Annotated in this window: 19 protein-coding genes; 12 read left to right on the top strand and 7 right to left on the bottom strand. The window is 49.9% G+C overall.

What is annotated here, in order from left to right; all coding sequences use genetic code 11:
• Nucleotides 1-94: 94 nt before the first annotated feature.
• From GI364_RS17790 to GI364_RS17775, 4 genes are all read left to right on the top strand, one after another.
• Nucleotides 95-1546, top strand: a complete 1452-nt coding sequence (locus GI364_RS17790) for an MFS transporter (RefSeq protein WP_198850563.1) — start codon at nucleotides 95-97, stop codon at nucleotides 1544-1546.
• Between the two features lie 185 nt (nucleotides 1547-1731).
• A complete protein-coding gene (locus tag GI364_RS17785; RefSeq protein ID WP_198850562.1) occupies nucleotides 1732-2097 on the top strand; it encodes a hypothetical protein in 366 nt (121 codons plus the stop codon).
• An 85-nt stretch (nucleotides 2098-2182) separates the two neighbouring features.
• Complete coding sequence (locus tag GI364_RS17780) at nucleotides 2183-3196, top strand: hypothetical protein (protein ID WP_198850561.1); 1014 nt, start codon at nucleotides 2183-2185, stop codon at nucleotides 3194-3196.
• 227 nt (nucleotides 3197-3423) lie between these two features.
• The gene (locus tag GI364_RS17775) at nucleotides 3424-3792 is read left to right on the top strand and encodes a hypothetical protein (RefSeq protein WP_198850560.1); all 369 of its coding nucleotides are present in this window, start codon (nucleotides 3424-3426) and stop codon (nucleotides 3790-3792) included.
• A 7-nt stretch (nucleotides 3793-3799) separates the two neighbouring features.
• On the opposite strand, the gene GI364_RS17770 is transcribed toward GI364_RS17775, so the two are convergent.
• From GI364_RS17770 to GI364_RS17760, 3 genes are all read right to left on the bottom strand, one after another.
• Nucleotides 3800-4909 (bottom strand): mechanosensitive ion channel family protein, encoded by a 1110-nt coding sequence (locus GI364_RS17770; protein ID WP_233095853.1) that lies wholly within the window; start codon nucleotides 4907-4909, stop codon nucleotides 3800-3802.
• A 108-nt stretch (nucleotides 4910-5017) separates the two neighbouring features.
• On the bottom strand, nucleotides 5018-5971 hold the full coding sequence (locus GI364_RS17765) for an EamA family transporter (RefSeq protein WP_198850559.1): 954 nt from the start codon (nucleotides 5969-5971) through the stop codon (nucleotides 5018-5020).
• A gap of 127 nt (nucleotides 5972-6098) precedes the next feature.
• Nucleotides 6099-7376 carry an adenylosuccinate synthase gene (locus GI364_RS17760; RefSeq protein ID WP_233095852.1) on the bottom strand — a complete coding sequence of 426 codons (1278 nt, stop codon included), beginning with the start codon at nucleotides 7374-7376 and terminating at the stop codon, nucleotides 6099-6101.
• A gap of 168 nt (nucleotides 7377-7544) precedes the next feature.
• Here GI364_RS17760 and GI364_RS17755 point away from each other — a divergent pair, with 168 nt between their 5' ends.
• The 4 genes from GI364_RS17755 (at nucleotide 7545) to GI364_RS17740 (ending at nucleotide 12492) form a co-directional block, all read left to right on the top strand.
• On the top strand, nucleotides 7545-8453 hold the full coding sequence (locus GI364_RS17755; protein WP_198850558.1) for a LysR family transcriptional regulator: 909 nt from the start codon (nucleotides 7545-7547) through the stop codon (nucleotides 8451-8453).
• A gap of 733 nt (nucleotides 8454-9186) precedes the next feature.
• Complete coding sequence (locus GI364_RS17750) at nucleotides 9187-9978, top strand: lipoate--protein ligase family protein (RefSeq protein ID WP_198850557.1); 792 nt, start codon at nucleotides 9187-9189, stop codon at nucleotides 9976-9978.
• A gap of 119 nt (nucleotides 9979-10097) precedes the next feature.
• Nucleotides 10098-11156, top strand: a complete 1059-nt coding sequence (selD, locus tag GI364_RS17745; RefSeq protein ID WP_198854095.1) for a selenide, water dikinase SelD — start codon at nucleotides 10098-10100, stop codon at nucleotides 11154-11156.
• A 97-nt stretch (nucleotides 11157-11253) separates the two neighbouring features.
• Complete coding sequence (locus GI364_RS17740; RefSeq protein ID WP_198850556.1) at nucleotides 11254-12492, top strand: MDR family MFS transporter; 1239 nt, start codon at nucleotides 11254-11256, stop codon at nucleotides 12490-12492.
• A 1068-nt stretch (nucleotides 12493-13560) separates the two neighbouring features.
• On the opposite strand, the gene ytxJ is transcribed toward GI364_RS17740, so the two are convergent.
• A complete protein-coding gene (gene ytxJ / locus GI364_RS17735; protein WP_233095851.1) occupies nucleotides 13561-13893 on the bottom strand; it encodes a bacillithiol system redox-active protein YtxJ in 333 nt (110 codons plus the stop codon).
• A 195-nt stretch (nucleotides 13894-14088) separates the two neighbouring features.
• Entirely contained in the window at nucleotides 14089-15393 is a 1305-nt protein-coding gene (locus GI364_RS17730; protein WP_198850554.1) for a uracil/xanthine transporter, read from the bottom strand.
• Nucleotides 15394-15517: 124 nt separating this feature from the next.
• Here GI364_RS17730 and GI364_RS17725 point away from each other — a divergent pair, with 124 nt between their 5' ends.
• The 3 genes from GI364_RS17725 (at nucleotide 15518) to GI364_RS17715 (ending at nucleotide 18367) form a co-directional block, all read left to right on the top strand.
• Nucleotides 15518-16255, top strand: a complete 738-nt coding sequence (locus GI364_RS17725; protein WP_198850553.1) for an HAD family hydrolase — start codon at nucleotides 15518-15520, stop codon at nucleotides 16253-16255.
• A 72-nt stretch (nucleotides 16256-16327) separates the two neighbouring features.
• Nucleotides 16328-16534 carry a DUF378 domain-containing protein gene (locus tag GI364_RS17720; protein WP_198850552.1) on the top strand — a complete coding sequence of 69 codons (207 nt, stop codon included), beginning with the start codon at nucleotides 16328-16330 and terminating at the stop codon, nucleotides 16532-16534.
• A 201-nt stretch (nucleotides 16535-16735) separates the two neighbouring features.
• A complete protein-coding gene (locus GI364_RS17715) occupies nucleotides 16736-18367 on the top strand; it encodes a Na+/H+ antiporter NhaC family protein (RefSeq protein ID WP_198850551.1) in 1632 nt (543 codons plus the stop codon).
• A 112-nt stretch (nucleotides 18368-18479) separates the two neighbouring features.
• On the opposite strand, the gene GI364_RS17710 is transcribed toward GI364_RS17715, so the two are convergent.
• Together GI364_RS17710 and GI364_RS17705 are read right to left on the bottom strand one after the other, a co-directional pair.
• On the bottom strand, nucleotides 18480-19853 hold the full coding sequence (locus GI364_RS17710) for a purine-cytosine permease family protein (protein WP_198850550.1): 1374 nt from the start codon (nucleotides 19851-19853) through the stop codon (nucleotides 18480-18482).
• A gap of 189 nt (nucleotides 19854-20042) precedes the next feature.
• Nucleotides 20043-20570: a transcription repressor NadR gene (locus GI364_RS17705; RefSeq protein WP_198850549.1), complete on the bottom strand. Its 528-nt coding sequence runs from the start codon at nucleotides 20568-20570 to the stop codon at nucleotides 20043-20045.
• Between the two features lie 198 nt (nucleotides 20571-20768).
• Between GI364_RS17705 and GI364_RS17700 the strand changes: the two genes are divergently transcribed.
• Nucleotides 20769-22121, top strand: a complete 1353-nt coding sequence (locus tag GI364_RS17700; protein ID WP_198850548.1) for a glucose-6-phosphate isomerase — start codon at nucleotides 20769-20771, stop codon at nucleotides 22119-22121.
• Nucleotides 22122-22246 lie beyond the last annotated feature (125 nt).

Genomic DNA, 22246 nt, shown 5'->3' with positions numbered 1-22246 from the left:
CAACAGGCACCGTTCGGGCCGCTTAGCCGGCGCGATATATTTAATCTAATATGAAGGACTCTTGCTGAGGCTGGAGAGGAGAGAAATACGAATCATGACATCCACGAATACAACCCTGCCGCATTATCATAAGGAAGGCAGAGTTGGCCAGTCGCAGCGGCATTGGCTTGTTGTGGGAACAGTGTGTATCGGTGCCTTTATGGCTGCTCTGGATGCAAGTATTGTCAATATTGCACTGCCGACGCTGCAACGACAGTTTCACGTCTCTATGAGTTTGGTATCTTGGGTAAGTCTTGCGTACTTACTGACACTGGCGGCCGTCATAGTGCCGCTGGGAAGAATGGCAGATATGTTCGGTAGAAGTTGGATGTACAGTACCGGTTTTATTGTTTTTGCTGTTTCATCAGCGTTATGTGGATTTTCCGGGAATTTGCCCTTTCTGCTCGGGGCACGGGTATTACAGGCCATTGGAGCTGGCATGTTGCAAGCCAACAGTGTTTCTATCATTACGGCCTATACGCCCGCATCAGACAGGGGAAAGGCGATTGGCTTTCAGGCCAGTGCTCAGGGCATTGGGCTCAGCCTAGGCCCTGCCATCGGCGGCGCTTTGTTGGCAGCGTTCGGCTGGAAGTGGATTTTCTTCGTAAATGTACCTGTGGGAATCATCGGCACCATTCTCGGCTTCAGGTGGCTGCCAAAAGACAAAGTGGGACAAGCCCGAGAGAAGTTCGACATGTGGGGAACGTTGCTGTTGGCACCAACCCTTGTATCCCTGATGTATCTGCTGAATACCGGAGTGAAACAGGGAATGGGCGGCAAAATGTATGCGAGTCTTGCTGTTAGTGTAGTCTGCTTTCTGCTGTTTATCTTTGTGGAACACAGGACCCGTCATCCTCTTATTAACCTGTCCATCTTCCGCAACCGGACTTTTTCAGTTGGAAACACCGGAGGGGTTCTGTCCTTTGCCGTCATGTACGCGGTTATTTTTCTGGTCCCCTTCTTTCTCGAGCGGGTCGCCCTGCTGTCTGCGTTTACCAGTGGCCTATACCTCACTATCATTCCAGCGGGCATGGCTGTTTCGACTCCGTTCGCTGGTATGATTTCAGACAAGGTGGGATCCCGTTTGCCCACTCTGGCCGGTATGGCATCAGCCATGGTAGGTCTGCTGTCCTTGACCCAAATATCTCCCGGGCACAACCAGTGGTGGCTCGTAGCAGGTCTTTTGTTCACAGGACTTGGACTGGGGCTTTATACGCCACCAAACAATGCAAGCGTCATGGGAAGTGTAACAAGGAACATGCTTGGGGTCGCAGGCGGCGTCCTCAATATGGCACGTACTTTGGGTATGAGTTTTGGTGTTACTGCGGGCGGGCTCTTATACGAGTTGTTCTTGCTCAGCCAGCATGTGACTGAGCACAGTGCGAGCCCGCTTGAAATGAATCGTGCCTTCCACATGTCGTTTACAGGAGTTCTGGTTTTGGCGTCCATAACGCTGCTGTTGGCGGCCATTAAGCCTGGCGTCGAAAACGCAAAGAACGACGCTTAAACCGACACAGCTCCTGATTTTATCTCTCATACCCCCATAAACTCTTAAATCCTGCCGAATCTATGAGTATTAAAGACGTTGAGCCTCAATCACTGAGGTTCATCGGTTCGGCGGCTGCTCCTGTGCGACTTTTCTGACAGGATTTGCAGTTTCCGAACGCAATTTCTTAGATGGGGGGGACAGTGATGCAAAGATCCATAGTCGGTGCAGCGTTTGTAAGCTTCCTAGTGATTGGCGCCCTAACGGGGTGTGCCACCCAATCCAAAGCGCTGATTTCAGGAAACGCGGCGGCTGGTGCGTCGGGCAATCTGACCGGTACAACCAAAGCTTCTGCCTCGACATCATCGAAATCCGCTTCGAAAATTCAGACAACGTCTAGTACAACTAGCGGATCGAGCAGCAGCGGGTCATCCACGGGTTCGCAGGGGAGTGTTCAGTCACAAACCAGCGTGACCTCAAAAGGATCAAGCCCAAATATCAGTGCGACTCAGAAAACAAAAGCGCAGGCCACCGTGAATCAGATGGTCAAGATTGTCGACGAACTTCATTAAGACCAGTTGGAGTGCAATGGCGCATAGAAATTATTCAATAATATTGTCCGGGGGAAACAAACGTCGTTTTTAAGGAGGCTCATGTATGAAGAGAGTAGCAGCATTAATCGCAGGTACAATCCTGACATTGTCCATGGCCGCTCCGTTGGTGGGAAATTCTATTGCTTTGGCGGACGGTCACGACGGCGGAGACGGCGGGCAGTTTAAACTGTCCAACCAAGTGGTATCGAACTCCATTGAAAATTCCACTGGACAATTCGGCAATGCACCGGCTCAAAGCGGAGCCAGGAAAAAGGATTTCGAGGACAGCGGGCAGCACAAGGATTCAAATAGCAGCGAAGACAATGGCGGAGATAGCCAGAAGAAGCAAAGTACGTCTGGACAGACTGTTCAAAATCCGACTCAGCAGAAGCAAAGTCACAGCTCCGAGCAGGAGAAACAAAAGAGCAGTGACAATAAAAAGTCAGCTGCCGCCGGAAATCAGAGTCCAAGTAATCAGAACAGTTCTTCCGACCATTCTAATGCAGGGAGCAGCAAGTCCACAGCCCCTTCAAAGAGCACGAGCTCAAGTTCTGATACGAGCCAGAAACAGGCACATCAACAAGCTTTGCAGCAGCTACATACAGCTTTGAATAACTACCACACAGCTATCCAGCAAGCACATGCTGCACATCAGAGCTTGGTGAATGCACTTCATGACTACATTCACGGTATGCAGGACGCGATTGCAGCTGGTGCCTCAAGTGAGGTTACCACTTCTATCACCAGTGCGAAGCAAGTGCTAAGTACCTTACAGACAGCTCTGCAAAATCAAAATGAGGCGGATAAGAGTGCTGCAGAGTCTTCGGACAATGAGAAAAAGGGAGATTTGGCGCAGGCCATTAGTGCAATTCAGGCCGCTCAGGCGAGAGAAGTAGCTAAGACTAAGGCTATGACTACGGCTGCCCAAGCACTTGAAAAACTGGCGGCCAACCTGGAAAGCGCAGCTGCGCAGGCAGATGCGTCGTCTCCGTCCAATTCGACAGGACTGAACTCCACCAATTCAACTACAAACAACCCGGTTACGAGTACGGTCAACAACACTAACACAGTGGGTTGACAGTGAGTTGACAGCGGGCTAATTGAAACGTAAGTTGCTTGAAAAGTGTAGTAGAAATAGGAGTGGATTTATTAAGATACGGCGTCCTTTAGACGCCGTTTTCTTTCTCTTCAACCGGAAGTGGTGCTATTATTATGACAAACGGAGATGAAAGCGTTTGTGCATGAAATAACCGGATCGATGGTTAAAACGTTTTTATTCAAGCACAGGTGAAGAGGAGTGTTGAAATGCCGTCTGTTCTGTTGTCTTTCGCGGAATTTTTGAGGAATCATGAGTATACAACTTCGATGTGGGAAAATCACTACACCAGCAACGACGTAAATCAAGTTTGTCATCACTTAACAAAATGGGCGCAAACCGCGTTCGGCCTTGATGGAGAATTTCTCATCCTTTGGTCGAGACAGGAAGGTATGAATTTTGAAGGGGACAGCGAATTGTGCTATTTGACTGACGGCACTGCATATCTGTTGCCCAACCCTTTCATCGAGGGCGATGCGGAGGGGTTTGTCGTAGCTTTACAAGGCATCTTGCACAACGATGTATCAGATTTGTACGAGACACCTGTGGTGTCAAGGGTGTTGTATAACGCCGTCTAGTCGCACTTCACTGTCTGCTTTCCCGCAGTTTCGTCAACAACTCGTCATCAATGCTTCGAATATGCAAATCCCGTTGTGGAAACGGAATTTCTATATCTCGCCGCGCCAGTTCATGCCAGACTCGGAATCGCAAGTTACTGCTGACCTCTATTTGAGCAGTGGAATGAGAGATCCAGACAAAGAGTTGGAAGTCGAGAGATGAATCGCCGTAAGCCTGAAAATTTACAAATGGCTGCGGCGTTTGTAGTATTTCGGGGGAATGAGTCCTTTCCAAGCTTACCGCCGTCAACAGAGCGTCACGCACTTCGTCAACATCAGCGTCGTACGACACACCTATGTCGATAGTCAGCCGCAGCGTTAAATCCCCATACGATCGATTCACAACTTGCTCCTGCAGAAAATATGAATTCGGGATAATGATGTGCTCGTTTTCCAGCGTCTTAACAATTGTCGCCCGCATATTGATACGTTCTACATCTCCCACGACGTTTTTAATCATGACTCTGTCTCCCACCTTAATGGGACGTTCAAACAAGATAATCAAGCCGGAAATGAAATTGGAAGCAATGTTTTGCATTCCAAAACCAATCCCTACTCCGACCACTCCGGCAAACACTGTTAATGTACTAAGGTTGATGCCGACGGTGCTTAAACTGATGAGCACGGCAAGCACGACAATACTGTAATGGACAACTCTATCGAGCGTATACCGCAGTCCAATATCAAACTGATAGCGTTCATAAATGTTGGGCAGCATCAGGCGCTTGATAAGAACAGCGGAGCGATTCGCAAAGGATATAATGAGAATGGCAATAATCACGACAAACGGGGAAATTTCAGCCTTACCGATGGTGAACAGCCGACTAAACATCCACTTAGAGCTGGAAAAATAAGCGAGTATGAGTACTAAGAGTGCGTAAAAAGTCCCCCAGTTTACGAGTGACTTCAATACATGAATCCATCGTTTTGCACCGTGGTGAGTCTCCAGCCGGTTCAGCAGGACCCTAAGTACCACCCGTGTTGACAGAATTATTAGACAGAGAAGAAGGAATTCTCCAATACGCACCCAGTTTTGTTGAAACATCCAATTCGAGAGTGTGTCAGTCACTTTACGCACGATATCCCACATCCATCTGAACGAATACGATTTAGAGCCTGAGTTATGCCGAGTTACAACCTAATTCACAATTTGATTCACGAACTAGTTCACAATCTGATTTATAATCTATTGTACAGTTTTATTGCGAGGCAGAACACTCAGCAGGGTCACCGTTGCAAGAATACATAATCCACCAGCAGCGGTTGCCACACCAAAGGGGATGTGCAACCAGAGAACCGATGTAACAGTGGCGGCAAGAGGTTCTAGTCCGCCCAGCAAGCTGGTTTCAGACGGAGAGATGTGACGCAGGCTGGCAAGATACAGATAAAAGGGAATCAGTGTCCCAAAAATGACCACAATTGCAACAAACAGCGCACTGAGCCATGACCATTGCTGCCCTGCAACCGCCCATGGAGGCGCCACACTGTAGAGGCCAAGTCCACCAAGAAGCATGCCCCAGCCAATCATCGATGCAGAATCAAAACGACGGATCAAGTTACCGGGATAAACGGTATAAAATGCTAAGGCTAACGCCGACAGCAGCCCCCAAATGACAGCTTTTACGGGGACAATCAGGGTGGAAAGGTGTCCGTTCGTAACGAGCAACAGCGTTCCAATGACGGCGAACAGGACAGCAAAGAGTTCACTTTTGCCCGGCAGTTTTCTAAGTCGAATAGCAAAATATACGGTAATAAAGACAGGTCCCAGGTATTGCAGGAATGTAGCCGTAGCAGCGTTTCCAGTGGCAACTGCCGCGAAGAACGTGTACTGGACAGCGAGCAGCCCCGCGAAGGAAAATATCAGTAAGCGGCTCCGATAGCCTGGAGTACGCCATACAGCGAAAGGATGATGTCTGCGTAAGCCCGCAATCGTGAGCAGAACAAGACCCGATACACTCATGCGCACTGCAACTAACCAAGCCGGGTGAAAGGAGTCAAATTGAAACAATCGTTGTGCCACGGTTCCTGAAATTCCCCACAATGCTGCACCGACTAGAACCATTATAAAGCCTCGAATTCTGCTCGTCTGTGCGGTTTTGTAAGCCGTGTCTAGGGGTGCTTCCAAATTGAAATTGGACATGAATGCCTCCGTTGCTGCCCTGAATCCAGTCGAATCGAGCTGAACTTGGTTGGCTTAGTTTGGCGCGACTGAAGCCGGCGGTGAGCTGACTTTCCAGCACAGCGCCGGTCGTTCCCGCGCTTGTTGGTTAAGCCAATTCTTCCTCGACGATGATTGTCTGCTGTCGGCGAGGCCCCACGGAAATGTATCGAATGGGGACACCTGTCAGTTCCTCTACCCTTTTCACAAAAGTCTGTGCGCTTTCTGGTAAATCCTCACGGCGGCGGCATGCTGATATGTCATCGTCCCAACCGTCGAGCCACTCATACACGGGTGTCACGTTGTCCAGAAGGTACCCAGGGACAGGAGTATCGTACGTCTTTCCGTCTAATTCGTAGGCTGTGCAAATGGCTACTTTCTTTAAGCCGCTGAGGACGTCCAGCTTCATCAGGGCCAACTTGGTATATCCGTTTAGCCATGTGCCGTATTTGAGTGTAGGGATGTCGAGCCAACCGCAGTCACGACTGCGTCCTGTTGTTGCCCCGAACTCCTGCCCGCGTTGTTGCAGGTGTCGCCCAGACTCATCTTCTAGCTTTGTTGGGAATGGGCCGGCTCCGACAGCTGTCGTGTAGGCTTTGGTGATGCCTGTCACATCTGTCACAAGCCGAGGTGGTATACCTGCACCGGCCGGTATACCACCGGATATTGGATTGGAAGAGGTGACGAAGGGGTAGACGCCCCAATCGAGATCGCGCATCACACCAAGTTGTCCTTCGAGTAAGACCTCTTTACCTTCGCTGACAGCTGTTTGAATCAAAGGTGAGGTATCTTGAATGTAGGGCAGCAAAACTTCCCTTGCTGCCATCAATTCCTTCCACATATCATCGAACTCACCGCTGTAGTCTTTTAGACCGGGAATTCTCTTAAGTTTAAACGCATAGGCTTCTTCCAGTCTCTTGCGGAAGCGGTCTACGTCGCGAAGCTCTCCCATCTGAAGCCCGAACCGCCCGACTTTGTCTTGAACCGCAGGCCCAATTCCCTGCAGCGTCGTTCCGACTTTCCTGTCGCGAAGCGATTCTTCATATTCATCCTGCCAAATGTGATAAGGAAGAACCATATGTGCTCGTTCGGAAATGACGAGGTTCCCGGTGTCAATGCCCGCATCCTTAATGGTTTGCAGTTCTGCCACCAGGTTCTTAGGATGAATCATAACACCTGTGCCGAGAACGCAGGTGGTTTTCGGGTTGAAAATTCCCGAAGGTACGAGGTGCAAGGCAAACTTGCCGAATTCGTTGACAATGGTATGACCTGCGTTTCCTCCACCTTGAAAACGAATTACCATGTCTGCATGGACTGCGAAATAGTCCACCATTTTCCCTTTTCCTTCATCGCCGTACTGAGCGCCGACAACGGCATGAACCATCATGTCATTCCTCCTCGGATTTCACCTGTACCGTCACGTTACAAGGACTCTACACATTTAGTGTACTGTCCCATCATATATGTGTAAAATCGATTTGTTGTATATTTTATATACGCAATGTGTATAAATTCCGTCAAATGTTCTTCCGAATTAGAATGCGAGGTGACGAAAATGCATGATCTATTGGAGACACTTGTCACTGTTGTCGATGCGGGGACACTTCTTGAAGCAGCCAAGCAGCGTCATTTGACGCAGCCAACGGTGACTCGCCAACTGCAGCAGTTAGAAAGAAACTACCAAATAGAATTGTTTCACCGTGTCGGTAAAAGACTCCTTCTAAACCGGGCGGGAGAACACGTCTATCAGTTTGCAAAGAGGTTGATAGTACTGGAGCAAAAGCTGCAAGACGAGTTAGGTGCTTTAGGCGATCCCGCCGTCGGAACGGTACACCTTGGCGCTGGGATTACTCCGTCTCTCTATTTGTTACCGCAGGTTTTGTCCAGTTACCAGAAAGAGTATCCCAGAGTTCAGTTTCAAGTTAGAAGCGGATCGTCCGCAGAAACCCAGGAAGCCTTGCTGAATGGCGAAATTGACATTGGTATTGTCACCACCTTCAATCATGACGATTCTTTGGCAGGCACTCCGCTCTACTCAGACGATTTGCTTTGGGTCGTATCCCCAGACCATCCGCTGACGACGAAAAGCAATCTTCATCCACAGGATTTGCAGAACGTTCCGTTTGTATTAATGCCGAAGTCCTCCGGTTTGCGAAAAATCGTTGATGTGATTGCACGTGATCATCAGATTGAGCTGCAAACAGCCACCGAGACGGACAGCCTGGAAAGTATCAGCCGGTTGGTGCAGGTTGGATTGGGAGTGTCTGTGCTTCCGAGATCGGCTGTGCAAAGCGAGCTCAACGCCGGACGACTTGCCGCCATTCGAATTGAATCCATTCGCCCGGCATCTCGCACCATTACCTTGGTCAGGCGTAAGGACGGCTTTTTGCCCGCGTGCACCAATCAGTTTGCCAATCTCTTGTTGGAATTGGCTGTGTCGGGTGATTTGAACCCTAACAAGTAGGCTTCGGGAAAACGGTGGATGGGAGTGCGGCTGAGGATGAGGGGATGAGGGGATGAGGGGGGTAGATTCTTCAATAGTAAAAGGAAAGAACGGATCCGAAATTGAGGTTGGTGGGGACCCTGACACCCCCGAAGTGGACAGAAGGAAGCGGACAGAAGGAAGTGGACAGAAGGAAGTGGACAGAAGATAGAACGGAATTAAGGATCGTTTTGCTCACTATTGGGGCAGAGGGTAAAACATTAGGGATCGTTTCGCTCACTATTGCGTGAAGGGTGCGAGCGATAGTGATCTCATCTCGCACTAATCTCAGCAATCAGAAAATGACGATGCAGCATAGTGATCTTTTCGCTACTTACAACTCCGGCTTAAAGTGCATTAATGATCCGCGGGATCCCTATTCACTCTGACTCTCTCGAATAGGGAGCGCAACGATCCTTATTGCTCCGGCGTACCGGGGTACCGGGGTACCGGGGTACCGGCGTACCGGGGTACCGGCGTACCGGCGTACCGGGGTACCGGGGTACCGGCGTACCGGCGTACCGGGGTACCGGGGTACCGGGGTACCGGCGTACTGGCGTACTGGCGTACTGGCGTACTGGCGTACCACCCGGCACCCCTGCGACGGACGCCATCTTTTGATAACGGTACCTTTTTGCTACACTGTTTTCACGGAGACGGTTTGCAGGCAGAGTTGCAGCTGGCTTCAATTATCTGATGAAATCGAGTGGTCCACATGATATCCAGCAAAATTCCACCTGAAATGTATAGGGAACTCGTGCCCGAGAATACCGTTGTGTTGTTTATGGAAGATTTGGAAAATGGGCAGCACAATATCGATCTCGATGGCGAAATCGGCCAACAAGTAGCCCGCCAGCAGCATCCTCCCGTTATTCGCCTGTGGCGTTCTGCCAATCAGACAGGCATTGCTGTAAGCCGAAAAGACGTCGCCACTCCAGCGGCAAAAGAGGCTCAGCGCATAATCATGGAAGAAGGACTGGATGTTGTTGTCAGGCAGACTGGCGGTACCGCGGTACCGCAGGGACCTGGCGTTCTACATATTTCTTTCTTATTGCCGCGTGTACACGAAAGCCGCACTACGGACGACTACTATCGTCTGCTTTGCGGCCCTTTAATTGACTACTTTGGGACCTTGGGCTTGGAAGCAGAGACGGGTGCACTTCAAGGTAGTTATTGTGATGGTACGTACAACGTTCTGATTGGTCATAAGAAATTGGTGGGAACTGCGCAGGCTTGGCGGGGAGGATTGGCTGGGATATCTTCTCGACATCCGGGCTATATTCTAGCACATGCCAATCTAGTGGTAGAATACGACTTAGTGCTTGCCACACGGCGAATTAATCACTTCTATGAGTTGGCCCAGGAGACGTACCGCGTCAATGAGAACGCCTCTACTTCGTTGCAGTTGGAGTGTCCTGGCCTTTATCAAGAATTGACTGCGGCAGAAAAGGCACGTCAAGTTGGATTGGATTTGGCCGCGTACTATCGCAGCATCTTCATGCTGTAACCTCGCGAATGACATGTTTCAGAGATATAGGCTACAATGGGGTTGTCTTTCTTGAACAATTCTATTGAATCCAAGCGTCAGCCCATATGCTGCGAAAGGAGGTGGAAGCAGTGGCAGACATGGAAATTAGACTGGACGGTCAGATCCGATTGACACAGTGGACTGAGAAGTCTGGGTGAGGCTGCAAAATAGGTCCGGGGGACCTTGAACAAGTTTTTGCCCGAGTCAATCTCGATACTCCCAGTGAGAATGTCTTGGTTGGAACACAGACGTTGGATGATGCAGGCGTGTATCAAATCTCACCGGATACGGCCTTGATTCAATCGGTGGACTATTTTACTCCGATTGTTGACGATCCGTATTTGTTTGGACAGATTGCCGCTGCCAACGCTCTCAGCGATATTTATGCTATGGGCGGAACACCCATCACCGTGCTCAACATTGTGGGATATCCGATTGCCAAGCTAGGGCCGGAGATTATGGCCCGCATTCTTGAAGGCGGGGCTGCAAAGGTAAAAGAGGCAGGTGCCGCACTCTTGGGTGGGCACTCTATTGACGATACGGATCCCAAGTTTGGAATGGCCGTTACAGGGACTTGTCATCCAGAGAAAATTTGGCGGAATTCAGGTGCAAGGCCGGGAGATGTCCTTGTACTGACCAAGCCGTTGGGTGCAGGTGTTATGACGACGGCAATCAAACGTGGATTAACTACACCTGCGGATGAGGATGAGATTGTTGCAGTTATGTCCCAGCTCAACAAGACGGCTGCAGAAGTTGGAAGGAAGTACACTGTTAACGCGTGTACAGACGTAACGGGATTTGGATTCCTGGGACATTCATGGGAAATGGCAGAAGCGTCCAATGTTGAGTTACATGTGGACAGCAAAGCTGTTCCTATCCTGCCCCGTGCGTTCAAGTTTGCGACAGACGGGGTTGTGCCAAGCGGAAGTAAAAGAAACCGTCAGCATGTTGAACCGCACATCACTTTTGCCAGTGGAGTTCGTGAAGAACACCGAGCATTGTTATGTGACGCAATTACCTCAGGCGGACTGCTCTTCTCAGTACCCGCCGAAGAAGCCTCAACGTTGGTCTCTGAGTTACAAAAAGAGGGATTGACGGATGCGGCTGCAGTTGCTACTGTACACAGTGGCACGCCGCATATTGTTGTTGAGGCGTGATCCCATTGGCCCAAGATATACCCTTGTAAAAGTGCAAGAATGAGACGCCGGCATCGCTGATTCTCAGCGGTGCCCGTTGTTTGAGGAGAAATAGAATATGGTGATGTTGAGGCGTAGAATGACAGCTTGGCTGCGTCAGTTTCCCGCAGACATTTGGCTGCTTGGTCTGGGGAGTTTTGTGAACATCGCGGGTCTGTCTCTGTTGTGGCCTATTAATGCTATCTACATTCATACGCAGTTAGATCAGTCTATGACGGTTGCCGGACTGGTTCTAATGCTGTTTTCCGGAGCTGGTTTTATCGGAAGCTTTGTGAGCGGATGGCTCTACGACAAAATTGGTATTGTTCCTGTGTTGCTGATTGGACTCGGGGCAGCAGGCGTATTGATTACAGTGCCAATTTTTAATCATGCATTTTCGGTTTATGTCGTCGTCATGGGACTGTTCGGGTTAGCATCTTCGATGCCGTTTCCAGCATTGACCACGATGGCTGGACAGGCATGGCCTGACGGAGGCAGAAGGCCATTTAATTTTATCTACGTCACCAACAACTTGGGTGTCGCTACAGGTACGGCAGTAGGGGGCTTGTTAGCTCAACACTCGTTTCGAATCGTGTTTTCGGGAATTATGCTGGCTTATATTATTTTTCTGTTGCTGGTTATCACAGTCTTTAAGTCCCGCTTTCAACGCTATCGACTACCGAAGGAGGACGTACAAACCCCTGTGTCATTACCTCTGCACGTGTTCCCGCAGGTCCCGTGGTTAGCAGTGGGCGTATTGTTGGGAGGTTTTGTTCTTAGTTGGGTCGTTTATGTGCAGTGGCAAAGCACACTGTCTGTATACATGCAGCAGTTGGGTTATCCGCTCACCATGTACAGTGTACTCTGGACCCTGAATGGCATTCTGATTTTCGCAGCACAGCCATTAGTGAGTTTCGTCGCGAAGCGAATTCATCAGCTTCCCTTACAAATGATGATAGGTGTGTTCTTGTTTTCCATGTCTTTCCTTATCCTTATATGGAACGATAAATACGTCGGCTTCGTCGCAGCCATGGTTGTAACAACTTTTGGAGAAATGTTTGTTTGGCCTAGCATCCCTGCCGCCATCGCTCAGCTTGCACCATCCCACCGTGCCGGTATGTTACAGGGGCTCGTTGGTTCTTCAGCTACGCTCGGGAGAATGTTCGGGCCGGTAATAGGGGGATTTCTATATGACAGGGTTGCCGAACCGGTATCACTAGCTGTCTTTTGCGGAGGCCTAGCCTTTCCTTTGCTCCTCTTCCTCCTGTATCACAGACTGGACCAGACAGCGGATCGTCCCACAAATTTGAGCCTGTAAGGGTTGCAGCTTTCAGGGGGCAGCTCCTGCGCGCGCTCGCATGCCTTCACACCCACATTGACGGGGTCTGGGTCGCAGATAAGCTCCTCTCGGATCGCTATTCGGCTATGAGGGCCGGAGATCGCCGAAATAAACGCCTCCGGAATGCTTATCTCGCCTGCGCACCCCCATCCACGGGGCCTAGGTCGCAGATAAGCTCCTGCCGGATCGCTATTTGGCTGTTTGAACTCGCAATGTGGAAGATAAGCGTTTCTCAAACGCTTATCCTCGACTACATCAGTAACTGCGAGACCGGAGGCTGTCCCTGCGCTCGCTCGCATGCCTTCACACCCCCATTGACGGGGTCTGGGTCGCAGATAAGCTCCTCTCGGATCGCTATTCGGCTATGAGGGCCGGAGATCGCCGAAATAAACGCCTCCGGAACGCTTATCTCGCCTGCGCACCCCCATCCACGGGGCCTAGGTCGCAGATAAGCTCCTCTCGGATCGCTATTCGGCTGTTTGAACTCGCAATGTGGAAGATAAGCGTTTCTCAAACGCTTATCCTCGACTACATCAGTAACTGCGAGACCGGAGGCTGTCCCTGCGCTCGCTCGCATGCCTTCACACCCCCATTGACGGGGCCTGGGTCGCAAATAAGCTCCTCTCGGATCGCTATTTGGCTATGAGGGCCGGAGATCGCCGAAATAAACGCCTCCGGAATGCTTATCTCGCCTATACACCACCACCACGGGGCCGTGGTGGCAGATAAGCTCCTGTCGGATCGCTATTTGGCTGTTAGAACCCGCAATGTGGAAGATAAGCGTTTCTCAAACGCTTATCCTCGACTACATCAGTAACTGCGAGACTGGAGGCTGTCCCTGCGCTCGCTCGCATGCCTATACACCCCCATTGACGGGGCCTGGGCCGCAGATAAGCTCCTGTCGGATCGCTATTCGGCTGTTTGAACTCGCAATGTGGAAGATAAGCGTTTCTCAAACGCTTATCCTCGACTACATCACTAATTGCGACATCGGGGACCGGCCCCTCGTCACGTCTTGTGGTTCTGTTGCGTATTTAGCAATACGACTTACCGATTCTCAGCGATGGCCTCTGTCAATGCATTTACGGTAATATCAAAATGAGAGGTGTTCCAAACGGCTTTGCCGTCACGAACAACAATGGCCTGTGGAGATTGATGGCGAACTTGCAGTGTATCAGCTAGTTCCAGAGAGATGGGCCGTTCTTCGATAACACGAATCAGCCCAATTTGAGTATCTGACTGCTTCTCATAGGCTGTGACTTCTTTATTGGCTGCGGCACTGATTGGACACGTAGTGCTGTGCTTAAAAATTAACACTGGTTGATTGTTGCTTTGTGTGAGGAACTCCCTCACATCTTCACTTGTTGTTAGCTGTTGCACTTTAATTACGACTCCTTTCGTCGAACCTGCGGAGGCATTGCCTGTCGTATTTGATAAATTCATTGTACATCCAATCGCACTGAAATCGCACCTAAATCATATCTTTTCCGCACCTGAACCGCACCTGAACCGCACCTGAGCCGCACCTGAGCCGCACCTGAGCCGCACCTGAGCCGCACCTGAACCGCACCTAAATCAATCGAGTTTATCCCAGGAAATTATATTTTCCAAGACCAGCGCAATCAAAATGCCCATGAGCATCCCGTTTCCGACAATGGATTGAGCCATACTGGGGAGTGTTGAAAATGAATCTGGCGGCATCGATTGAATGGCCAGTCCTGCAAGCACAGGCACTGCAAGGCGGAAGATGGTGCGAAAGTTGAAGTGCATCCCCTCAATATTCTGCAGCGCAGAGCCAAATAATTGCAAGTAGGCGACAAAAAGTACGGCCGCTCCCACGGCAAAGGGCATGGTCGAGAAAAAGCCGGATACATAGGGAACGAGGCCCATCAGCATAAACAGCACTGCACCCACTACAAATGGAAGCCGTTCCAGGATTCGCGTGGTTCGGAGAAATCCGATGGATGAAGTGTATGGTGCGTAGGGGACCTGGGAGAAGACACCTGAAGTCATGGTGAACACACCGGACCAGACCAGAGAACGTCGGTAGGCGGTATCGGGCATGTCTGTCTCAAACAGGGGTTCTGCTGCGCGCAGTGTTGCAATGGTGTTGGTTGTGTTCAATAAAGCTGTGACAATGCCAGCGATGACAATGCCCCAGTCAATCGGGGTACCGTGCGTGTATGGCAGCGATCCCCAAGTAAACACCTGTCCTATTTCCTGCCAACTTGGGACAATAGGTGCCTGCTTGCTGCCAAAGATCAATACGTAGGAGACCCAGCCCAACGACAATCCGATTAAAATTGAGAAGTTACTAATAATACCTTTGGTGCCGATAGTGAGAATGCTGACAACAACGACAATGACAACCGACAACAGGGCAATCCCTACGTGAACATGACTGCTGTTTTGCATTCCTAGCATGCCCTTGAAGAAAATATCAATCAGTTTGGAGGCTAGCAAAATAAGCAGCACCGACATCACCACAGGGGTGAACAGTCGATTCAGGACTTTGTGCACACCAAGCAGCCCCGCCAGCACCAATGCAACTCCGCCGAGCAACATCCCCAGCGCCAAACTTCCGCCGATTGTCGTAAGTGAAGTGTGACTGCTTGCTCCAAGAGATGCGATGGTGAGGATAACGCCCCACCACAGCCCCGACTGACCTTCCATTAAGGGGAAGCGGTGGCCGAGCCAGACTTGCAAGAGACATGCCAACCCTGTCAAAATAAAAGCCTTAGCCATGACTCCTGCGGTCTGATTTGTGGTTAAATGGAAGGCGGCACTGGTAGAGAGCGGAATAACAACAGTGTTGGCAAACATGAAACCAAGCCACTGTAGACTTGCAAAAAGGGTTACAAACTGAGATCTTGTGGTCACGGAGACTGTTCCTCCCTTTGCTGCAACAATCTTTATGTAATGTGTTATAGGCCCGCGCATTCAGCGATGAGGGCGACGGGGGCTTTTAGACGTACATACTCTAACATACCATTAGGAGGGGCCTATGGGCAGATATTCTTGTGTGTTTTTCGATCTCGATCATACCTTAATTGATACCTTGGGACAGTACCACAAGGGACTGGCAATCGCACTTCATCAACTTTATGGCAATCAGGTGTCTTCAGACGAATTTGAGCGCCACTTCATGAATCATCACGATAAATTGTGGGCGCGCTATGATAAACGAGAAATTACTATGACGGAGTTGCGCCGCAACCGATTTTTGCTCGCCTGGAAAGAACTCGGTGTCGAACGAACCATTGAGGAAGCGGACAAGTTCCACAGTACTTATGACGCTACGTTTGAGAACACGTTGGAGCCCTTCCCGGGAACCCTGGAACTGATGGACACCTTGGCGGGTGAGTATCGGTTGGGGGCAATTACGAACGGATCGCCAGATTTGCAATGGAGGAAAGTGTGCATTACAGGGCTGAACAAATACTTTCGGGAAGAAGACATCATTATCTCCGAACGAGTCGGCAAGGCGAAGCCGCATCCGTCGGTTTATGAGGCCGCATGTAGAGCCTTTCGTGTAGACAAGGAAAATGCGGTCATGATTGGAGACAATTTTCTGAGTGATGTGCAAGGAGCAAGGGAATTTGGCATGGATGCTCTCTGGTATGTGCCCGATGACGATATCCTTTTAAAGCAAGAGCAGTATGTCGAGAGAGAAACACCGTTGAGAACAGCGCCTGAGGTGCAGGAAGCCATTAGAGGCCTTGAACACGACCACGAACACTAAAAATGAGGACAACCTGGACCTGGTCTATTCCTAAAAACTTGTACATATGTACGAGTAGGGAGGGGATAGGCAATGGTTGAAAAAGTGGCGTGGTGGTTAGTCTTAATCGGAGCGTTGAACTGGCTTCTTGTGGGACTCATTGATGTCAATGTTGTGGGTGTTATTTTTGGCGGTGACAGCACTCTTTGGAGCCGAGTGGTGTATGTCATAGTCGGCCTTGCTGGAGTGTATCTCTTACCGCAGGCTTTTGGCATCAAGATGGTAGGCAAGAAAAGCTGAGAACTGAGCAGCGAAGTTGCAAGTTTCCGGTGAATGGAGAGAAAGCGCACGTTCGGCCGATACGTTTCGGTCGAATTTGCATTTATACGGCTTTTTCGATACGGCAACGACCAAACTCTGTGCATGAACTGCCCCCGGCGTGGGAGATTAAGCCTTATATCTCACGTGTTATATCTGACGCTCAAGGGGGAATGTTTCCACATGCATGGCACAGCGTGGTCACTGTTACCGTTTGTTATTGTTATTCCGCTGGCTGTGATAACACGCCAAGTCCTTCCTGGACTCCTGGTTGGGTTGTTAGTCGGCAGCTATATGATTCACCCTGGAGTGCTTACCGGTCTCCAAACGACCATTGAATATATGATTAAGGAACTGACGATAAAAGGTAACTTGCGCTTGCTGTTATTCTTATACGGCTTTGGTGCGTTTGTTGGGCTGGTCCGCATTACTGGCGGTGTTTCTGGATTTGCGGAGTGGATGGGAAAACGAGTGAAAGGAATAAAAGGTGCATTTCTTGTCACCTGGATTTCTTCCCTCGCAACTTTCATGGCTCCGGATTTTCGAATCATTACGGTAGCACCCGTGATGAAGCAGGTATTTTCCAAGCTTCACGTACCGACAAAAAAAGTTGCTTTTGTAATTGATGCGACAGCGACCCCGCTGACCGCTGTGATACCTATTGGTACCGCCTTTGTTGGATACATGGTGGGTTTGATTGGAACCGCCGGCCGCCATCAGGGCATAGCCGTGTCACCATACACCCTGTTTTTGTACAGTATCCCGCTCAACTTTTTCTCTACTGCAATGCTTGGGTATGCATTGTTCGTGACGTTTTTTCAGAAGGCAAAGGCTACAGAATCCAGCGCGCAGGCGGCAGAAGGTTCAAACACTCAAGCTGAGACTGGAACAACCCGTGACGGCAGTAAAGACAATACAAACGAACACGAAGCCACTGAGGGGACAGTATCCAAACGCCTGCCCCGCGTGGCTCCAAATATGGCTTACATGGAAACGGCTCAGGAACTGACTCCGGTTGTTTCGACCAACGCTCATTTGGACAGACATGAGTCTCCTCAGTCGCACAAGGCAGGAAAGGTTAAGAGCAAGGACAAAGGTTTTCCTGATGCCGTGGAACTCGTGGCAGACAACGTCCAACCTGATGTCTCCAACCTCATACTGCCATTAGTCTCCTTACTGGTATTTACGCTTTTTTTAACTTGGTGGGACGGACATTTACATTCAAACACCTTCTTCGGTGCTTTAACGCACGCAAACGCCGGGAAGGCTATGGTAGAGGCACTCTTAGCCACGCTCATCATTGCCTTTAGCTGGTACGCCTACAAACGACAACCCATTGCAAGAACCATGTTTGGTCTGTTGCAGGGCGGAAACGAGATGATGGCCGTAAATGTGTTGCTGATTCTAATTTGGGCAGTGTCTGCCGTTTCAACAGATTTGGGGTTCGTTTCCTATACGGAAGGCGTGATTAATCGAATTGTGCCGTCTTCTCTCATCGCGCCGGCTTTGTTTGTATTTGGTTGCGCAATTTCCTATGTCATTGGGTCTTCTTTCGGAACGTGGGGAATGTTGCTGCCTCTCGGTTTTTCATTGGCAGCCCATACGCATGCATCACTTGCCCTCATAGCTGGGGCGGTATTTGCCAGCGGAACATTCGGAGGATTCGTTTCTCCTTTAAGTGATAACACAGTTGCTATGGCGACAGTCATGAAACTGCCCATTATGGACTATGCGAAAGTCAAACTAAAAGCAGGTCTCTTAATGGCTGGGCTCTGTACTGTGTTTTATGCAGGGGCTGGATTTTTAATGGGATAACACGGATAAGTTGAGATCCGATGAACTTTCATAAGGTCCATCGGATCTTGTTCAATACGTCAGGTCTTGTCTACGGGAAATTTTGTGTGCTGAAAATTTTGTGCGCTATGCGCTAGTGGTGTAACGCAGTATGTGAACTTGATGTCCGCTCAAGGACCATATAGAGCAGAGCGGATACAAGAAAGCTGATGTAAAAACTAAGATCGGCTCCGCCTAAGGCACTGGCAATGGGTCCCTTGTACAAGGGACCCGACATAAACGGGATGGAAACAACAAACCCGACAACAAAGGAAACGAGTCCAGACCACAAAATTGTTCGTTGCATGCGGCGGTCCGACTCAGCCGCGCGATAACGCTTGAGAAAATAGAAATCTGTAAAGAGGACGCCAAGCCAAGGCATAATCCAGTATCCAAGCATGAGCAGAAAGTTTTCATAGTTCTGTTCGAACGCTCCTGAACCAGACAGGCTCAGAATCAGGCCGATGAGGCCGGCAGTCACGGCTAGAGACCAGCGAGGCAAGCGAATATCCATTGCGCCTGCGGATAGCGAATTGGAGTACAAGTTGAGGGCATCGGCTGCAGTTCCGCCGAGGATGATGGCAATCGTCGCGATTGCTCCAAAGCCGCCCATGACTTGGTGCAAGTCAGAAATGGGATTGCCGTTTTGAGAAGCGGCCAAAACAGCGACTGCTCCTCCCACCAACTCCAGCCACACAGATGCAACGAAAGACCCGAGGAAGGCAAATCCAAACACCCTTGCCTTGCTTGTCGACGGACGGAGATAGCGGCTGTAATCGGAGGCATAAGGTCCCCAACTGCCAATATAAGAGAATGAGGCCGCGACCATGACTGCGAACAACACCCATGGTGAGCCATGCCCCCCTCTATAGGCCGCCAACGCTTGGTGGTGCGACAAAGCAATGACGGTTGCAATCAGGAAGAGAACCCCAAGTACGACCGCCATGATGCGTTCATAGGTGTGAATTAAATTGTGACCGTATACAGCCAGAAGTCCTTGAATGAACACCAGTATCAATGCACCTTGCCAGAAAGCCAAGTGTGGAAACAGCACTTGCAAACCGAAAGTCCCAAGAATGTTGTTGACAGCAAACCAGCCGATGGTGCTTAAGTAATTCAAAACGGCCGGCAGATATCCTCCAACCCGCCCAAATGTGAAACGGCCGATAATCAACTGGGGTGTTCCATAAGTCGGACCCATGGCAGCGCATGCTGCCAACACCGTTGCTCCGAGCAAATTGCCCACAACAACAGCGGCGATAGTCCAGGCCCAAGACATACCCATTGAGATGGGGAGAAAACCTAGAGCAAAGTCGGCAATGGTCAGGTTTGAACCCAGCCACAGTGTAAACTGTGTTCGCGGCTTTCCGTGTCTATCGGCTTGAGCAACGGCTTCAGCACCATAGGGCTCAACTTGCAGTACTTTCTCTCCATAACGAATCTCCGGTGAAGAGGATGAAGTTGTCATCAGTACATCTCCCAACAAATAAATTAATGACTACACTAGTGTATATACACCTGTTTTCACAGACTGGCAAGATGTTGTCAAGTTCCGGATGTAAAGTAGCAATATTCCGTGAATTGGCAGGCTGTGAGAAAGTGGAGTCAAGCGGGAGTGTTGCCAAACAATATCATCGCGATGTCAGGTTCCGGCTATTCACTGAGACTCTTCTTCAAAAACTTGAACCCCATTCTGCCGCAGAGCAGCGATGGCTTCTTGCAGTCGCTGTGAATGAGGCGGAGCAACGGTGTGCAGGTGAAATCCGTCTGTGAGAGAGGACAGTAGGGTGACTTTGCTGGTTCTGACCTGCTCCATAAACAGTTCTACATCCCGCCTCGAGGAAAGATGGAGGCCGCCTCTCAGTTCCCCGTAAATCGGGTGTTCAACCATTACATCGAGCACTTCAATACCAAAATCAACGAGGGTCATTAGTTCAATTTCTGTTAGTTCCGGCGGATGACAGACGGACAAGACCCGTGTTTCACGCGGGGATTCAGATTGAAGCCAATACCCGCGGGGGGTGGAGAGAACCTGGACACCTGAGGCCCGGATGATGGCAACATCGTGAACCACGACTTGCCGCGTGACTTTACAGCGCGTGGCAAGTTCGGAACCAGTCAAGGGTCTGTCGGCTTTTGCTAGCTCCTCGAGCAATCGATTTTGTCGTTGTGTGCGGTGTGCCATGACGATTCTCCTTAAACTCGTTTCTGGTGACAACTGTTTTTAGCATACCCCGTGTGAAAACGGAGTACAAGAATGGACACGCACGCCAGAGATTTCAAATGAAACTGGATTAAGCGTTGAATTCAGTGGATAATAGAACGGTGCAGTCTGACTTGAGGCTGGCTGAGACGATAGTCTGTGAAAGGAGCAAAAACGCCTATGGTAACATTGGATTTATCTTTTGCGCATCTGGAACTTCACGATGATGAATGGATTCAACTGCAGCCGTACATTAATACGGCACATCAACAATTACATAAGAAGGAAACACCTGGTTCAGACTTTTTGGGCTGGCTGCATCTACCCAGCCAGACACTGGACAGAGGGTTGGACAATTTGCTTGAGGTTGCGGCCGAAGTACGGGAACATGCGGATGCATTGGTCGTTGTTGGAATTGGCGGTTCGTATTTAGGTGCACGTGCAGCTTTCGAGTGGGTGCAGCCACCCTACTACAACCAGTTGTCCCGAGAAAAGCGCGGCGGTCCTGAAATCTACTTCGCCGGGAATCAACTGAGTGGTCAGGCTATGGAGGATCTACTCCAGGTACTCGAAGGTAAGCGGGTCTATTTAAATGTCATTTCGAAATCAGGGACTACAACTGAACCGGCGGTCGCATTCAGGGTTTTACGCAACTGGCTTGTAAGGCAGTCGGGCGAAGATGCCGCGAAGAAGCAGATTCTTGCAACCACTGACAAGTCAAAAGGTGCCTTGCGAACGCTCGCAGACGAGGAAGGGTATAAGACTTTTGTGATTCCTGACGATGTCGGCGGTCGGTATTCTGTACTGACTCCTGTCGGGTTGTTGCCGTTGGCGAGTGCCGGTGTCGATATTCGAATGCTCCTTCAGGGTGCCAGAGAGGCAGAGGAGAAATATGCGCGGAGTGACTTGACTGAGAATCCGGCATATCGCTATGCTGCTGTGAGAAATGCACTTTATCGCAAGGGGAAGACAGCGGAGATATTGGCATATTACGAGCCGTCGTTCCAAATGTTTGCCGAATGGTGGAAGCAGTTGTACGGGGAAAGTGAAGGAAAAGACAACAAGGGAATTTTTCCGGTATCGGTGGGATATACCACTGACTTGCACTCACTGGGGCAGTATATTCAAGAGGGCGTTCGTAATTTGTTTGAAACGGTTCTAACAGTGGATTACAATGGTGACGAAATTCAAATTCCGTCTCAGCCTGATTCAGAAGATGGACTCGAGTATTTAGCTGACAAAACGCTATCGTGGGTGAATAATAAAGCGCGGGTTGCTACACAGTTGGCACATGCTGACGGCGGAGTGCCCAATCTGCTCATTTCAATTCCGGATAAAACCGAAAAATCGCTGGGACATTTGTTCTATTTCTTTGAACTGGCGTGTGCCGCCAGCGGTCTTCTGCTCGGAGTGAATCCGTTCAACCAGCCTGGAGTTGAAGCTTACAAGGTGAATATGTTTGCACTGCTGGGCAAACCGGGGTTTGAAGAACAGAGTCAAGCTATCAGAGAGAGGCTGAATTCGCTGAGATAAGTTTGAATTCGCGAAGGTAAGTACTGACTTGTTAACGTAAGTACTGACTTCTAGGGTAAGTCCTGAATTGAGGTTAGCGGTGAATTGAAAATATCATGAATTCTAATCCGGCCCAGGTTGAGGTC

The organism is Alicyclobacillus sp. SO9, assembly GCF_016406125.1.
GTDB lineage: Bacteria > Bacillota > Bacilli > Alicyclobacillales > Alicyclobacillaceae > SO9.
Note: the sequence above shows the minus strand (reverse complement) of the source record. Positions and strands in the feature narration are given on the sequence as shown.

Excerpts from the sequence above, each read along its gene's own strand:
- GI364_RS17790 (WP_198850563.1), top strand. The coding sequence starts at position 95 with ATGACATCCACGAATACAACCCTGCCGCATTATCATAAGGAAGGCAGA.
- GI364_RS17785 (WP_198850562.1), top strand. The coding sequence starts at position 1,732 with ATGCAAAGATCCATAGTCGGTGCAGCGTTTGTAAGCTTCCTAGTGATT.
- GI364_RS17780 (WP_198850561.1), top strand. The coding sequence starts at position 2,183 with ATGAAGAGAGTAGCAGCATTAATCGCAGGTACAATCCTGACATTGTCC.
- GI364_RS17775 (WP_198850560.1), top strand. The coding sequence starts at position 3,424 with ATGCCGTCTGTTCTGTTGTCTTTCGCGGAATTTTTGAGGAATCATGAG.
- GI364_RS17765 (WP_198850559.1), bottom strand. The coding sequence starts at position 5,971 with ATGTCCAATTTCAATTTGGAAGCACCCCTAGACACGGCTTACAAAACC.
- GI364_RS17760 (WP_233095852.1), bottom strand. The coding sequence starts at position 7,376 with ATGATGGTTCATGCCGTTGTCGGCGCTCAGTACGGCGATGAAGGAAAA.
- GI364_RS17755 (WP_198850558.1), top strand. The coding sequence starts at position 7,545 with ATGCATGATCTATTGGAGACACTTGTCACTGTTGTCGATGCGGGGACA.
- GI364_RS17750 (WP_198850557.1), top strand. The coding sequence starts at position 9,187 with ATGATATCCAGCAAAATTCCACCTGAAATGTATAGGGAACTCGTGCCC.
- GI364_RS17740 (WP_198850556.1), top strand. The coding sequence starts at position 11,254 with ATGGTGATGTTGAGGCGTAGAATGACAGCTTGGCTGCGTCAGTTTCCC.
- GI364_RS17725 (WP_198850553.1), top strand. The coding sequence starts at position 15,518 with ATGGGCAGATATTCTTGTGTGTTTTTCGATCTCGATCATACCTTAATT.
- GI364_RS17720 (WP_198850552.1), top strand. The coding sequence starts at position 16,328 with ATGGTTGAAAAAGTGGCGTGGTGGTTAGTCTTAATCGGAGCGTTGAAC.
- GI364_RS17715 (WP_198850551.1), top strand. The coding sequence starts at position 16,736 with ATGCATGGCACAGCGTGGTCACTGTTACCGTTTGTTATTGTTATTCCG.
- GI364_RS17710 (WP_198850550.1), bottom strand. The coding sequence starts at position 19,853 with ATGACAACTTCATCCTCTTCACCGGAGATTCGTTATGGAGAGAAAGTA.
- GI364_RS17705 (WP_198850549.1), bottom strand. The coding sequence starts at position 20,570 with ATGGCACACCGCACACAACGACAAAATCGATTGCTCGAGGAGCTAGCA.
- GI364_RS17700 (WP_198850548.1), top strand. The coding sequence starts at position 20,769 with ATGGTAACATTGGATTTATCTTTTGCGCATCTGGAACTTCACGATGAT.